The organism is Klebsiella sp. MISC125 (genome assembly GCF_051131775.1).
Lineage (GTDB): Bacteria > Pseudomonadota > Gammaproteobacteria > Enterobacterales > Enterobacteriaceae > Klebsiella.
The window spans coordinates 2,415,901-2,429,907 of the sequence record NZ_CP180448.1; the positions used below are offsets into that span (position 1 = coordinate 2,415,901).

The following is a 14,007-nucleotide window of genomic DNA, read 5'->3' on the forward strand; positions in this document are numbered from 1 at the left end:
AGAATTATACCTGCCACGTATTTAAGAGGCATAAGAGACAGGCGGTTTAATTAAAAATAATGTGTTTATGAAAGCGATGCGGTGCAGTGTAAAAGACAAAGTTATTTTTTTTGTGATGAGTGTCAAGCTTATCGCTATGGATAAAAAATGACGCATTTAATGCAAGGTGAGTCACAGAATTAAGCGTTTTTCTATTTTTGTTTAAAATTTTAACGGAATTGGTAAAAACACAACACATTGATTTTAATGAATTAAAATTCAATGTCACTTTTTGTGTCACGTTTGTGTGTGACCTGCTTCAATTTTTTGATTTTTGAAATACGATTTCTTTTTTGTGTGGTTGTATTGGGAAATATATTTCTATTTAATGATCGTAAATATTTTTACGCATATTGAATTAATATCGAAATGATTTTTATTTTTCTCTGAAAATGTACTTTTGCGAATTTAATTACCTTTGTGCCCAACAATAAAGGATATGCAATCATGTCTGCGAATAAATTACGTTCATTGTTACTTCTTTCCGCTCTGGGACTGGGCGTCGGGCAGAGTTACGCCGCCACAACCCTTAACGTCTGGATCCGTGCAAGCAACGACTCGAAAAATATCTACAAACAAGAGGCGGAAAAGTTTGAAGAAAAAACCGCAATCAAAATCGAATACTTCAACGCGACCACCGATTTCGAGCAGCGTCTGGCACGTGCCACAGCGGGCAACGCCTTACCTGATCTGATCTTTAACGATGCGGCATCGCTGGGGCAGTTTATCCAGCTCGGTATTGCTGATGAAATCGACCCCAAAGCGATAAACGGCGGCGACGAGCTCTATCAGACGGCCTGGAACAGTACCCGCTATATCGACGGCAAATATTACGGCGTGCCAACTTCGGCACAAACCTTCGCCCTGTTCGTGCGCAAAGACTGGCGTGAAAAGCTGGGCTTGCCGTCGCCGAAAAGCTGGGATGATATCCAGACCCTCGCCAAAGCCTTTACCACACAAGATCCTGACGGCAACGGTAAAAATGATACCTACGGTTTTATCGTCCCGGCGTCCACCACCCGTGGCTATGCCAGCTGGTTTATGAGCAACTTTATCTGGCAGGCTGGTGGGGATTTCGTCAGCGACCATAACGGTAAATTCAGCGCCTCGCTCAATACCCCGGAAGTCGCTCAGGCGATGACTTTTATGCGCACCATGATGTGCGAAAAAGTGACTCAGCCGGGAGCCATTAACGCCACGACTGCCGATGTTATCCCGTCATTCCGTTCAGGTCAGAGCGGCATGTTCTTTAGCGGCCCGTATCACATTGCGCTGTTTGATAAAGATCCTGGGAAAGACAACTTTGAGGTTGTGCCTGTCGTTGGGCCAAAAGGTGAGGCCACTCTCGCCGAAGGCACCACGGTCTTCATGATGAAGAGCAGCAAGCAGAAAGATGCGGCGCGCCAGTTTATCGAATTTATGATTTCGCCGGAAGGTCAGGAAATTGGTATGGGCAAAGGCAGTAAACATATTCCCGTTGTCCGCCTGCCGGTGAATAAGAACGTCGATGTCAAAGCGGTGTATCAGGATGCGCGCTGGGAAACCTTCGCCAAATTGTACAACGAGCAGGGTCGCTATGTGCCGCAAATTCCAAACTGGACGCCGGTACGCCAGGTGGCAGCCGATGGCTTTAACCGTATCTTTGCCGACTGCAACAGCGACATTTCTGCTGAGCTGAAAACGATTGACGGCAAGGTGAACGCTGAGCTGGAAAAACAAAATGTGCTGGCTAAGTGAGGAATGACGTTATGACGCTGCACGAGACGAAGTCCTCGCCGCTAAAGCAAGCCGCTTCGCCTGACGCGAGTGGATGGCTGACGGCAAAACGCAAGCGGGCGCTGATCCCGTGGCTGTTTCTGGCCCCCGCGCTGATTATTTTTAGCTGGTTTAAGTTCATCCCGATGATTCAGGGTCTGGTGATGAGCTTCTACAAGGTCAACTTTAATCAGCCGAATGAGTGGGTGGGGTTTGCCAACTTTACCCGCGCCTTCGCCGACGTTGAGCTGCATGCGGCGGTGGTCAATACGCTGCTGTACGTGGTGGTCACCATGTTCGCCGCCGCAATACTCGCGTTCTTCCTCGCCATGCTGCTGGAAGGCCCGGCGCGCCACCTGCGCTTTATCCGTACCGCTATCTTCTTACCGGCGGTGACCAGCGCGGCGATTGTCGCGGAAATGTGGCGAATCCTGTTCAACCCAACGCCAAACGGGGTGATGAACCATATCCTGAGCTGGTTTGGCGTGGCGGATCAGGGTTTTCTCGCCAGCTCTGACCAGGCGCTGGGGGTCATTATGCTGCTGCATATCTGGAAAGCGGTGCCGTACAACATGGTGATTTTTATCGCCGGTCTGGCGGGCATCAGCCGTGATCTGTACGACGCCTCAAACGTTGACGGCGCGAACTGGTGGAACCGCCTGCGCTACGTCACGCTGCCGGGCATGATCCCGGCGCTGTCGGTGGTGCTGATGCTCTCCTTTATTCGTGGCTTCCGCGTGTTTGCCGAAGTGTACGCCACCACCGGCGGCGGGCCGTCAAACTCTACGGAAATGGTGATGACCCACATCTATAAACTGGGTTTCGAGCAGTTTGACTATGGCTACGCCTCGGCGGTGTCGTTCCTGCTGTTCACCTTTACGGTGCTGTTAACCATTTGTCATCTGACGCTGAAAAAACGTATCGCACGTTACTAAGGAGCCGTGATGTTAAGTAAACGTTGGGATACCGCAGGGCGCTGGTGCATCTACGCGCTGCTGCTGATTGTCTTCGTCGGGCCGTTCTGGGGCATTGTCGCGACCGCTTTTAGCGGCGCGCCGGTGAAGCCGGGGGAACTGTTGGCCTGGCCAAATCAGTTCTCCTTCGAGAACTTCATCTTTGCGTGGATGGATATCGGCGTCTGGCAGTACTTGCTGAACTCGATTCTGGTGGTGTTCTTCGGCACCGTGTTGCAGGTCTCAGTCAGTGCGCTGGCGGCTTATGCGCTGGCACGTAAAAAGTTTCGCGGCGTGGCGCTGGTAAGCCTCGTTATCCTCTCCACCATGATGCTACCGGAAGAGGTTATCGCCATTCCGCTGTACATGATTATCAACTGGCGGCTGCCGTTTATCGACGCCTCGCTGTACAACAGTTACCTCGGGATGATCTTGCCGGTGGTGGGCTGGGCGTTCTCCATCTTCGTGCTGACCGAATTTATGTCAGCCATTCCGAAAGAGCTGGAGGAGGCGGCGCGTATTGATGGTGCTAACGAATGGCAGATTTTCTTCCATGTGATCCTGCCGCTGGTGAAACCGGCGCTGGGCACGGTAGTGACCTTTGGATTCATTATGATTTGGGACCAGTACCTGCTGCCGCTGATTGTGGTTAACCAGGACAGCCTGAACACCATTCCGGTGATCCTCGGCACGCTGCGTACCGATGAGAGCATCACGCCGAACATTTTTATCGCCATTACGTTACTGGCGATGCTGCCAAGCATCATCGTCTATCTGGGTCTGCAAAAACATTTTAATCGCGGGATTATGTCCGGCGCGGTCAAAGGATAAGGGGTTAGCGATGGGATCTGTTGTATTGAATAGCGTGCGCAAGTCATACGGTGATGCTCACGTCATTAAGGATGTGTCGTTGACTATCCCGGACGGTGAATTTTGCGTCCTCGTCGGCCCCAGTGGCTGCGGTAAATCGACGCTGCTGCGGATGATTGCGGGTCTTGAGGAAATTTCCGGCGGTGAAGTGCACATCAACGAACGTAACGTCACTGAGGTTGAGCCGAAGCTGCGCGATATTGCGATGGTGTTCCAGAGCTATGCGCTGTACCCGCAAATGACGGTGCGTGAAAATATGGGTTTTGCCCTGAAGATGGCGCGTTTGCCGAAAGCGGATATCAACCAGAAGGTTAATGAGGCGGCGGCGCTGCTGGGGCTGGAGCCGCTGCTGGAGCGTCTACCGAAAGATCTCTCCGGTGGTCAGCGTCAGCGTGTGGCGATGGGTCGTGCCATAGTGCGCAAGCCGCAGGTGTTTCTGTTCGACGAACCGTTATCGAACCTCGACGCCAAATTGCGTACCCAGGTGCGTGGCGAAATACGCGAACTGCACCGCCGGTTAAAAACCACCTCGGTGTACGTGACCCACGACCAGATCGAAGCGATGACCATGGGGCAGATGATTGTCGTGCTGCGCGACGGGCGCATTGAGCAGGCGGGAACGCCGCTGGAGCTATACGACCAGCCCGCCAACCTGTTTGTCGCCGGGTTTATCGGCTCGCCGGAAATCAACCAGCTACCGGGTGAAGTGGTACTGAACGCCAGCGGGACCAGCCTGCGCCTGAAAGACGGTTCGCTGCTGGCGCTGCCTGCCGGGTTGCAGGTGAAAAACGGTCAACAGGTGGTGTATGCGATTCGTCCGGAGCAGGTCAACGTGGTGCACGAAGCCCGCGACGACGCGCTGGCGGCGAAAGTGACAGCGGTGGAGAATACCGGCTCGGATATGCAGCTATTCTGCGACACCGGCGGTGGGGCGTTCACCTCGGTGTTCAAGCAGCGTCTGCCGGTCAAAGAGGGTGATAACATCTGGCTGCAGCCGAAGCTCTCCGGCGTGCATCTGTTTGACGCGCAAAGCGGCCTGCGCATCGCGTGTGGGGAGGAAAAATAAGGTGGCGATGAAGCTGTACACCCTGGATGAAGTCTGTCTGGAAAATGCTCGCGCAAGCTTAAAGCAGCCATTCTCGCCGCTCCAGTTGGCGCTGAGTCAACTGGTCTCTGAGGCCGATGTCGTGAGGCGCGAACCGCCGGAAAGCGTGGTGCATAAAAAATTGCGCCCGGCGAGCGGTGACGCGCACGATTACTACAGCCTGGGCACCTACTGGTGGCCAAATCCACGGCGGCCGAATGGGCTGCCCTATATCCGCCGCGACGGGCATATCAATCCGCAGTGCGAGAATAACGACACCGACACCTCACGCATCATCCGCATGTGCGAGCGCTGCCTGACGCTGGGGTTAGCCTGGTACTTTACCGGCCAGCGGCAGTATGCGCTGGCAGCGGCACAACAGATTCGCTGCTGGTTCCTCGATGCCGAGACACGGATGAATCCGCATCTGAACTACGGTCAGGCGATCCCGGGGATTGTCTCCGGGCGCGGCACCGGGCTTATCGATACGCGTCTGCTGTGGATGGTGGTGGATACCATCGGGCTGATTAATGCCGCCAGCGTTCTGGATACTGACGATATTATCGGCCTGCATCAGTGGTTTCGCGATTTTAACCACTGGATGTACTACAGCGAAATCGGCCATTCCGAATACGTCTGGCACAATAACCACGGTACCTGGTATGACGCCCAGCGCACGGTCAATGCGCTGTTTTATGGCGATAAGGGGCTGGCGGCGCGCATTATCGAGCAGGGGATTACCCAGCGGATGGCGGCGCAAATTGACCAGGACGGTAAGCAGACGATGGAGCTGGAGCGCACCATTCCGTTCCACTACTCGCTGTTTAACCTGGAAGCGCATCTGTTGCTTAACCGTTACGCCGAGCACGTGGAATTTGACCGCTGGAATCACATTCGCGACGGGCGCGGGGTGAAACAGGGGATTGATTATCTGGTGCCGTTTATTCGCGAACCGGATCTTTGGCCGTACAGTGATTTGCAGGGGATTGTCTGGGATAGCGCGCTGCGCCTGTTGTTGCAGTCGGTACGTGGTTATCCGAAACAGTCGGCCAACTATCGTGAAGTGCTGAAGTGTTTGCCGCGGGAGACTTTGCAGCTCAAAGAACAGTTAATGTGGTGTCCGGGCTGATAGCCCGGAATATTCCCGGCGGCGCTGCGCTTGGCCGGGCTACTACACTCCGGGGCATTGTATTTTGTAGCCCGGGCGAGGCGTTTACGCCGACCCCGGGGAAGCTCGGCGCAAAAATTTACACCGCGGCGATAATCTTAATCTCGACTTTGTATTTTGGATTCATCAGTTTGGCCTGTACGGTGCAGCGTACCGGCGCGTGGCCTGCGACAACCCAGGCATCCCATGCCTGGTTCATCGCCGCAAAATCAGCGCCGTCGGCGAGGAAAATAGTGGCATCAAGAATGCGCGACTTGCTGCTGCCCTGTTTTTCCAGCACTGCGTCAATCTGCGCCAGAGTGTCAGCGGTTTGCGCGCAGGCGTCGGCATCCAGATTTGATGGTACGCCGGTGTAGTACAGCGTCTGGTTGTGGATCACGACATCAGACCAGCGGGCTTCGGCATCGATACGCGTAATTGTCATTTTTATTTCCTCTTTATTCCGGTTCATCAAACTGCGGCCAGACTGCCACAATGTTTCATCTGCGTCACTACCCGTACTGGCGAAAACCAGCCCACCCTGACATAATCACTGTCCAAATAACCAGGGGGTAATGTGATCGACGATTTTGCAGCAGACGGCCAGTTGGCCAGCGCGATTGCGGGATTTAAACCACGCGAGCCGCAGCGCCAGATGGCTTTCGCCGTCGCCAGCGCGATTGAAGAAACCCGTCCGCTGGTGGTTGAAGCGGGAACAGGAACCGGGAAAACTTACGCGTACCTGGCGCCAGCGCTGCGTGCAAATAAAAAAGTCATCATCTCCACCGGCTCGAAAGCGTTGCAGGATCAGCTCTATAGCCGGGATTTGCCCACCGTGGCCAAAGCGCTGAAGTTCGCCGGGAAACTGGCCTTGCTGAAAGGGCGCTCGAACTACCTCTGCCTTGAGCGTCTTGAACAACAAGCGCTTGCCGGGGGCGACCTGCCGGTGCAAACCCTCAGCGACGTCATTCTGCTGCGATCGTGGTCGAACCAAACTATTGATGGCGATATCAGCACCTGCGTGAGCGTGGCGGAAGATTCTCAGGCCTGGCCGCTGGTCACCAGCACCAACGACAACTGTCTGGGTAGCGACTGCCCCCTGTATAAAGATTGCTTTGTCGTTAAAGCGCGGAAAAAGGCGATGGATGCCGATGTGGTGGTCGTTAACCACCATCTGTTCCTCGCCGATATGGTGGTGAAAGAGAGCGGCTTTGGCGAATTGATTCCGGAAGCGGAAGTGATGATCTTCGATGAAGCGCATCAGTTGCCGGACATCGCCAGCCAATATTTTGGTCAATCGCTCTCCAGCCGCCAGCTGCTGGACCTGGCAAAAGATATTACCATTGCTTATCGCACCGAGCTTAAAGATACTCAGCAGCTACAGAAATGCGCTGACCGTCTGGCCCAGAGCGCGCAGGATTTTCGCCTGCAATTAGGCGATCCGGGCTATCGCGGTAACCTGCGTGAGCTCCTGGCGGATAACAATATTCAGCGTGCGCTGCTGCTGCTCGATGATGCCCTTGAGCTGTGTTACGACGTGGCAAAACTGTCTCTCGGACGCTCAGCGCTGCTTGATGCTGCCTTCGAGCGGGCGACGTTATACCGCGGGCGGCTTAAACGGCTGAAGGATACCAATCAGCCCGGTTACAGCTATTGGTACGAATGCAACTCCCGCCACTTTACGCTGGCGCTGACGCCTTTGACGGTGGCGGATAAATTTAAAGAAGTGATGGTGCAAAAACCGGGGAGTTGGATCTTTACCTCGGCGACGCTGTCGGTTAACGATGATCTGCACCATTTCACCGATCGTCTGGGAATTGGCGAAGCGCAAACGCTGCTGCTGCCCAGCCCCTTTGATTATGCTCATCAGGCGCTGCTGTGCGTGCCGCGAAATTTGCCATTGCCCAATCAACCCGGTGCAGCAAGGCATCTGGCGGCGATGCTCAAACCGCTGATTGAAGCCAACGATGGTCGCTGCTTTATGCTGTGTACCTCGCACGCCATGATGCGCGATCTCGCTGAACAATTCCGCGCCACCATGACGCTGCCGGTTCTTTTGCAAGGGGAAACCAGTAAGGGCCAACTTCTGCAGCAGTTTGTTAGCGCGGGTAACGCCCTGCTGGTGGCGACCAGCAGCTTCTGGGAAGGGGTGGACGTGCGCGGTGATGCGCTCTCGTTGGTGATTATCGATAAACTGCCTTTCACCTCACCGGATGATCCGCTACTCAAAGCGCGAATGGAAGACTGCCGTCTGCGCGGCGGCGACCCATTTGATGAGGTTCAACTGCCGGACGCGGTTATCACCTTAAAACAGGGCGTCGGGCGCTTGATTCGCGATATCGACGATCGCGGCGTGCTGGTTATCTGCGACAACCGCCTGGTGATGCGTCCGTATGGTGCAACGTTCCTCGCTAGCCTGCCGCCCGCGCCGCGAACTCGCGATATCCGTCGGGCGGTGCGTTTCCTGGCGGTGCCGCCAGCGAGGTAATGCGTGGCAAAATGTGGTAAGCTGCGCGCCATTTTGTCAATCTGCTAGAGCGAGAGCGCGACAACCCATGCGAATTTTGGCTATCGATACCGCCACAGAGGCCTGCTCTGCGGCGCTGTGGAATGATGGCACCCTCAGTGCTCATTTCGAAATCTGTCCCCGTGAACATACTCAACGGATCCTGCCGCTGGTGCAGGATGTCCTCAACGAAAGCGGCATCATGCTTACTGAACTCGATGCGCTGGCCTTTGGGCGTGGTCCAGGCAGCTTTACCGGCGTGCGTATCGGTATCGGTATTGCTCAGGGACTGGCATTAGGCGCAGAGCTACCGATGATTGGTGTTTCCACGCTGGCAACCATGGCGCAGGGCGCGTGGCGTAAAACCGGCGCAACCCGCGTTTTGGCGGCAATTGATGCCAGAATGGGCGAAGTCTACTGGGCGGAATATCAGCGCGATGAGCAGGGCGTCTGGCATGGCGAAGAGAGCGAAGCGGTGCTCAAGCCGGAAGGCGTCAGTGAACGCCTGCAACAGCTCGAAGGGCAGTGGGCAACCGTCGGTACCGGCTGGCAGGCATGGCCAGATATGGCTAACGATTCCGGACTAACATTAACTGATGGTGAAATTCAGTTACCGGAAGCGCAGGATATGCTGCCGCTGGCTTGCCATCTGCTCACGGTAGGGAAAACCGTGGCCGTTGAGCACGCAGAACCAGTTTATTTACGTAATGAAGTCGCCTGGAAGAAACTTCCTGGCCGCGAGTGAATCTCAGTAACTAATAAGTCTGAGAAGAAGGAAGGAGTCGCGTCATGGCGGGTCAAAAAACGGTAGTACGTTGGTTAGTCGCGACAGCGGTTGTCGCTACGCTAAGTGGGTGTGCTTCGGTACCGGATGCTATTAAAGGCACTACCCCGACGCCGCAGCAAGATTTAGTCCGCGTGATGAACGCGCCGCAGCTTTACGTCGGTCAGGAAGCGCGGTTTGGCGGTAAGGTCGTCCGCGTACAGAATCAGCAGGGTAAAACTCGCTTAGAGATTGCCACTGTCCAACTGGACGGCGCAGCGCGTCCGGAACTGGGTGAACCTTCGCGTGGGCGTATTTTTGCCGATGTAAATGGTTTTATCGATCCGGTTGATTTTCGCGGTCAACTGGTGACCGTGGTTGGCCCGATAGTCGGCGTCGTGGACGGTAAAGTTGGTAACACGCCGTACAAATTTATGCTAATGAATGCCAGCGGTTACAAGCGCTGGAACGTCGTGCAGCAGGTGGTGATGCCGCCGCAGCCCATTGATCCGTGGATGTTTGGCCCGCGCCCGTGGGGCTACGGATACGGCGGTTGGGGCTGGTATAACCCAGGCCCTGCAGAAGTCAGAAACGTCGTAACTGAATGATTTTGTAGTTTTTATAAACAAAAAGAAACAGCGGCTGGTCCGCTGTTTCTTTGTTTTCAGTCAAATAAGAAAAATAAATAGTGACGCGCTTCGCAACCTGTAAAACGCCTAATTAATAAACTGGTGCGCTGAGTTAATATAATGTTAACAAAATGTTTGTTGATCAGGGGTTGTGATGACGACGAATAATTATTTCAGAGGTGATGCAGTGAAAAAGGTTTGGCTAAACCGTTATCCCGCGGATGTTCCTGCGGAGATAAACCCTGACCGCTATCAATCCCTGGTTGAACTGTTTGAACAATCCACCACGCGCTATGCCGACCAACCGGCATTTATCAACATGGGCGAGGTGATGACTTATCGTAAGCTGGAGGAGCGCAGTCGGGCGTTCGCCGCTTATCTGCAGGAGGGCCTGGGCCTGCAAAAAGGCGACCGCGTCGCCCTGATGATGCCCAACCTGCTGCAATACCCGGTGGCGCTATTTGGTATCCTGCGCGCGGGCATGATCGTTGTGAACGTGAACCCGCTGTACACGCCGCGTGAACTGGAACATCAGCTCAATGACAGCGGTGCCGCCGCCATTGTGATTGTCTCCAACTTCGCGCATACCCTTGAAAAGGTCGTCGATAAAACCCAGGTTAAGCACGTGATTTTAACGCGCATGGGCGATCAGCTTTCAACGGCGAAGGGTACGCTGGTTAACTTCGTGGTGAAGTACATTAAGCGCCTGGTGCCAAAATACCACCTGCCGGATGCTATCTCATTTCGTAGTGCGCTGCAGAACGGTTACCGTATGCAGTATATCAAGCCCGAAATCGTCCCCCAGGATCTCGCTTTCCTCCAGTACACCGGCGGGACAACCGGCGTAGCGAAGGGGGCGATGCTGACCCACCGTAATATGCTGGCGAACCTTGAGCAGGTGAACGGTACCTACGGGCCGCTGCTGCATCGTGGAAAAGAGTTGGTGGTTACCGCGTTGCCGCTGTACCACATCTTTGCGCTGACCATGAACTGCCTGCTGTTTATTGAGCTGGGCGGGCAGAACCTGCTGATCACCAACCCGCGCGATATCCCGGGTCTGGTCAAAGAGCTGGCGAAATATCCCTTCACCGCGATGACCGGGGTGAATACCCTGTTTAACGCATTGCTCAATAACAAAGAGTTCCAGCAGCTCGACTTTTCTTCTCTGCATCTTTCTGCGGGCGGCGGGATGCCGGTGCAGCAAGTGGTTGCGGAGCGCTGGGTTAAGCTGACCGGGCAATATCTTCTGGAAGGCTATGGCCTGACGGAGTGCGCGCCGTTGGTGAGCGTGAACCCGCATGATATCGACTACCACAGCGGCAGTATTGGTTTGCCGGTACCCTCGACTGAAGCCAAGCTGGTCGATGACGACGATAATGAAGTCGCGCCGGGAGAACCGGGCGAGCTGTGCGTCAAAGGCCCGCAGGTGATGCTGGGATACTGGCAGCGTCCGGACGCCACGGCTGAAATCATTAAGAATGGCTGGTTGCATACCGGCGATATCGCAGTGATGGATGATGAAGGTTTTCTGCGTATTGTCGACCGTAAGAAAGATATGATCCTCGTGTCCGGTTTCAACGTCTATCCGAATGAAATTGAAGACGTGGTGATGCAGCATTCTGGCGTTCAGGAAGTTGCCGCCGTTGGCGTACCGTCAGGAAGCAGCGGTGAAGCAGTGAAAATCTTCGTGGTGAAAAAAGACGCCGCGCTGACGGAAGAGATGCTGATTACCTTTTGTCGCCGTCAACTGACCGGTTACAAAGTACCTAAGCTGGTCGAGTTTCGTGATGAACTGCCGAAATCCAACGTCGGCAAAATTTTACGTCGAGAACTACGTGACGAAGCTCGCGCTAAAGTAGACAATAAAGCCTGAAGCTATGAGTGAATCGCCAGACGCCGGCTAAGCCGGCGTTTTTTATGGGCGCAAGTTAAGAGAGTATGATGTGAACTATCAGATGATCACCACCGACGATGGCCTGCGCGCCATCTGTGAAGCGGCAAGCGCGGTCCCGGCGGTTGCGCTGGATACAGAGTTTGTCCGCACCCGCACCTATTATCCGCAGCTCGGTCTGCTCCAGTTATTCGACGGTGAACAGGTTTCTCTGATTGACCCTTTGGTTATCACCGACTGGGCGCCAATGCGTGAACTGCTGTTGAATCAAAATGTGACTAAATTTCTGCATGCTGGCAGCGAAGATTTAGAAGTGTTTCTCAACGCCTTTCATCTGATGCCACAACCGCTGATCGACACGCAAATTCTGGCCGCTTTTTGCGGTCGCCCGATGTCATGGGGGTTTGCTGCGATGGTTGAAGAGTATACCGGCGTAGCGCTGGACAAGAGTGAATCCCGTACCGACTGGCTGGCACGCCCGCTGACCGAACGCCAGTGCATTTATGCTGCTGCAGACGTCTGGTACCTGCTACCGATTGCCAGCAAATTGATGGCCGAGACCGAAAGCGCAGGCTGGCTCTCTGCGGCGCTGGATGAATGTCAGCTGATGCAGCAGCGTCGTCAGGAAATCCAGGACCCGGCGCAGGCATGGCGCGACATCGGCAACGCCTGGCAACTGCGTACCCGCCAATTGGGCTGTTTGCAACTGCTGGCCGACTGGCGTTTACGTAAAGCCCGTGAGCGCGATCTGGCCGTCAACTTTGTGGTTCGTGAAGAGCATCTGTGGAACGTGGCTCGCTATATGCCAGGCAGCCTGGGTGAGCTGGATAGCCTGGGATTATCGGGTAGCGAAATTCGCTTCCATGGCAAAACGCTGATAAGTCTCGTCGAAAAAGCGCAGGCGCTGCCGGAAGAAGCGTTACCAGAGCCGCTACAGAACCTGATTGATATGCCGGGCTATCGCAAGGTGTTTAAGGACATTAAAGCGCTTGTACAGGCTGTCAGCGCCGAGAAAGGGGTCAGCGCAGAGCTGTTGGCGTCAAGAAGACAGATTAACCAGCTGTTGAACTGGCACTGGGGGCTGAAAAATGGCAACGGTCAACCTGAACTGGTTTCTGGCTGGCGTGGTGAATTGATGGCCGATCGTCTGAATGCATTATTAAGCGAGTATCCGCGCTAACCAGCACCGGGCTAATGTTTCAGACAAAAAAACCGGCTTCGCACAGCGTTGCCGGTTTTTTAATGACATTTTCGGGTGCTAAAGGGTCAGGGTTTCGACTCTTCGGTTTCCGGCAGAGTCACGTTCAACTCCAGAATCGAAATATCACCGTCTCTCTGCTCCAGCTGTACGCTGACCATTTCCGGGTCGATCTGCACGTATTTACAAATCACTTCCAGAATATCTTTGCGCAGCTGCGGCAGATAATGCGGTTCGGCATCGCCGCGACGACGCTCTGCAACGATGATCTGCAGGCGCTCTTTCGCAATATTGGCCGTGTTCTTTTTCCGCGAGAGAAAAAAGTCGAGTAATGCCATAATTTATCCTCCGAACAGGCGTTTGAGGAAACCTTTCTTCTCTTCTTCAATGAAGCGGAAAGGACGTTCTTCTCCGAGCAGACGTTCAACCGTATCGGCATAGGCTTTACCCGCATCCGAGGCATCATCCAGAATAACCGGTTCACCCTGGTTAGATGCGCGCAGTACGGACTGATCTTCCGGAATCACGCCCACCAGATTGATGCGCAGAATTTCCAGCACGTCTTCCATGCTCAGCATGTCGCCTTTGTTAACGCGGCCTGGGTTGTAACGCGTCAGCAGCAGATGCTCTTTAATCGGATCTTCGCCTCTTTCTGCCCGGCGGGATTTGGAGGCCAGAATGCCGAGGATACGGTCGGAGTCACGAACGGAGGAGACTTCCGGGTTGGTGGTGATGATGGCTTCATCAGCAAAGTACAGCGCCATCAGCGCACCGGTTTCGATGCCTGCAGGGGAATCACAGACGACAAAATCAAATTCCATCTTTTTCAGTTCTTCGAGAACCTTATCCACGCCTTCGCGGGTCAGGGCGTCTTTATCACGCGTCTGGGAAGCCGGGAGGATAAAGAGATTCTCGGTGCGCTTATCTTTGATGAGCGCCTGGTTCAACGTGGCATCACCCTGGATGACGTTAACGAAGTCATAAACGACCCGGCGCTCGCAGCCCATAATCAGGTCAAGGTTACGCAGGCCAATATCGAAGTCGATAACGACCGTTTTCTTTCCCTTCTGCGCCAAACCAGTAGCGATGGCCGCGCTGGAGGTGGTCTTGCCAACGCCTCCTTTACCCGAAGTCACAACAATAATGCGTGCCATAGAAATTCCTTGTTAAAA

13 protein-coding genes are annotated in these 14,007 nt (G+C 54.4%); 10 read left to right on the forward strand and 3 right to left on the reverse strand.

Features of this window, described 5'->3' with window-relative positions; all coding sequences use genetic code 11:
• Window positions 1-486: 486 nt before the first annotated feature.
• Genes ACMYSL_RS11410 through ACMYSL_RS11430 form a run of 5 tightly spaced genes read left to right on the forward strand, consistent with a single transcriptional unit; the run spans window position 487 to window position 5,830 of the window.
• Entirely contained in the window at window positions 487-1,776 is a 1,290-nt protein-coding gene (locus tag ACMYSL_RS11410) for an ABC transporter substrate-binding protein (RefSeq protein ID WP_434662898.1), read from the forward strand.
• An 11-nt stretch (window positions 1,777-1,787) separates the two neighbouring features.
• Window positions 1,788-2,729 (forward strand): carbohydrate ABC transporter permease, encoded by a 942-nt coding sequence (locus tag ACMYSL_RS11415; protein ID WP_228727498.1) that lies wholly within the window; start codon window positions 1,788-1,790, stop codon window positions 2,727-2,729.
• A 9-nt stretch (window positions 2,730-2,738) separates the two neighbouring features.
• Window positions 2,739-3,578 (forward strand): carbohydrate ABC transporter permease, encoded by an 840-nt coding sequence (locus ACMYSL_RS11420; protein ID WP_004121979.1) that lies wholly within the window; start codon window positions 2,739-2,741, stop codon window positions 3,576-3,578.
• Window positions 3,579-3,588: 10 nt separating this feature from the next.
• On the forward strand, window positions 3,589-4,683 hold the full coding sequence (locus tag ACMYSL_RS11425) for an ABC transporter ATP-binding protein (RefSeq protein ID WP_304259874.1): 1,095 nt from the start codon (window positions 3,589-3,591) through the stop codon (window positions 4,681-4,683).
• A 7-nt stretch (window positions 4,684-4,690) separates the two neighbouring features.
• Complete coding sequence (locus ACMYSL_RS11430; protein WP_434664033.1) at window positions 4,691-5,830, forward strand: alginate lyase family protein; 1,140 nt, start codon at window positions 4,691-4,693, stop codon at window positions 5,828-5,830.
• A 118-nt stretch (window positions 5,831-5,948) separates the two neighbouring features.
• On the opposite strand, the gene ACMYSL_RS11435 is transcribed toward ACMYSL_RS11430, so the two are convergent.
• The gene (locus ACMYSL_RS11435; RefSeq protein ID WP_004113724.1) at window positions 5,949-6,293 is read right to left on the reverse strand and encodes a RidA family protein; all 345 of its coding nucleotides are present in this window, start codon (window positions 6,291-6,293) and stop codon (window positions 5,949-5,951) included.
• 132 nt (window positions 6,294-6,425) lie between these two features.
• Here ACMYSL_RS11435 and ACMYSL_RS11440 point away from each other — a divergent pair, with 132 nt between their 5' ends.
• From ACMYSL_RS11440 to rnd, 5 genes are all read left to right on the forward strand, one after another.
• Entirely contained in the window at window positions 6,426-8,336 is a 1,911-nt protein-coding gene (locus tag ACMYSL_RS11440; RefSeq protein ID WP_182239538.1) for an ATP-dependent DNA helicase, read from the forward strand.
• A 67-nt stretch (window positions 8,337-8,403) separates the two neighbouring features.
• Window positions 8,404-9,099: a tRNA (adenosine(37)-N6)-threonylcarbamoyltransferase complex dimerization subunit type 1 TsaB gene (gene tsaB, locus ACMYSL_RS11445; protein ID WP_182239536.1), complete on the forward strand. Its 696-nt coding sequence runs from the start codon at window positions 8,404-8,406 to the stop codon at window positions 9,097-9,099.
• Window positions 9,100-9,143: 44 nt separating this feature from the next.
• On the forward strand, window positions 9,144-9,725 hold the full coding sequence (locus ACMYSL_RS11450; RefSeq protein ID WP_331328969.1) for a Slp family lipoprotein: 582 nt from the start codon (window positions 9,144-9,146) through the stop codon (window positions 9,723-9,725).
• Window positions 9,726-9,933: 208 nt separating this feature from the next.
• Window positions 9,934-11,619 carry a long-chain-fatty-acid--CoA ligase FadD gene (gene fadD, locus ACMYSL_RS11455; protein ID WP_110274249.1) on the forward strand — a complete coding sequence of 562 codons (1,686 nt, stop codon included), beginning with the start codon at window positions 9,934-9,936 and terminating at the stop codon, window positions 11,617-11,619.
• 82 nt (window positions 11,620-11,701) lie between these two features.
• Window positions 11,702-12,817 (forward strand): ribonuclease D, encoded by a 1,116-nt coding sequence (gene rnd / locus ACMYSL_RS11460; protein ID WP_181486393.1) that lies wholly within the window; start codon window positions 11,702-11,704, stop codon window positions 12,815-12,817.
• Between the two features lie 86 nt (window positions 12,818-12,903).
• Here the strand turns inward: rnd and minE are convergent, their stop codons facing one another.
• Together minE and minD are read right to left on the reverse strand one after the other, a co-directional pair.
• Window positions 12,904-13,173, reverse strand: coding sequence for a cell division topological specificity factor MinE (gene minE / locus ACMYSL_RS11465; protein ID WP_004103270.1), 270 nt, complete (start codon window positions 13,171-13,173; stop codon window positions 12,904-12,906).
• Window positions 13,174-13,176: 3 nt separating this feature from the next.
• On the reverse strand, window positions 13,177-13,989 hold the full coding sequence (minD, locus tag ACMYSL_RS11470; protein ID WP_110274247.1) for a septum site-determining protein MinD: 813 nt from the start codon (window positions 13,987-13,989) through the stop codon (window positions 13,177-13,179).
• Window positions 13,990-14,007 lie beyond the last annotated feature (18 nt).

Bases quoted from the DNA above. Each gene is read 5' to 3' on its own strand.
- minD (WP_110274247.1), bottom strand. From the start codon at position 13,989: ATGGCACGCATTATTGTTGTGACTTCGGGTAAAGGAGGCGTTGGCAAG.
- ACMYSL_RS11450 (WP_331328969.1), top strand. From the start codon at position 9,144: ATGGCGGGTCAAAAAACGGTAGTACGTTGGTTAGTCGCGACAGCGGTT.
- ACMYSL_RS11425 (WP_304259874.1), top strand. From the start codon at position 3,589: ATGGGATCTGTTGTATTGAATAGCGTGCGCAAGTCATACGGTGATGCT.
- ACMYSL_RS11410 (WP_434662898.1), top strand. From the start codon at position 487: ATGTCTGCGAATAAATTACGTTCATTGTTACTTCTTTCCGCTCTGGGA.
- ACMYSL_RS11415 (WP_228727498.1), top strand. From the start codon at position 1,788: ATGACGCTGCACGAGACGAAGTCCTCGCCGCTAAAGCAAGCCGCTTCG.
- rnd (WP_181486393.1), top strand. From the start codon at position 11,702: ATGATCACCACCGACGATGGCCTGCGCGCCATCTGTGAAGCGGCAAGC.
- ACMYSL_RS11420 (WP_004121979.1), top strand. From the start codon at position 2,739: ATGTTAAGTAAACGTTGGGATACCGCAGGGCGCTGGTGCATCTACGCG.
- ACMYSL_RS11435 (WP_004113724.1), bottom strand. From the start codon at position 6,293: ATGACAATTACGCGTATCGATGCCGAAGCCCGCTGGTCTGATGTCGTG.
- tsaB (WP_182239536.1), top strand. From the start codon at position 8,404: ATGCGAATTTTGGCTATCGATACCGCCACAGAGGCCTGCTCTGCGGCG.
- minE (WP_004103270.1), bottom strand. From the start codon at position 13,173: ATGGCATTACTCGACTTTTTTCTCTCGCGGAAAAAGAACACGGCCAAT.
- ACMYSL_RS11430 (WP_434664033.1), top strand. From the start codon at position 4,691: ATGAAGCTGTACACCCTGGATGAAGTCTGTCTGGAAAATGCTCGCGCA.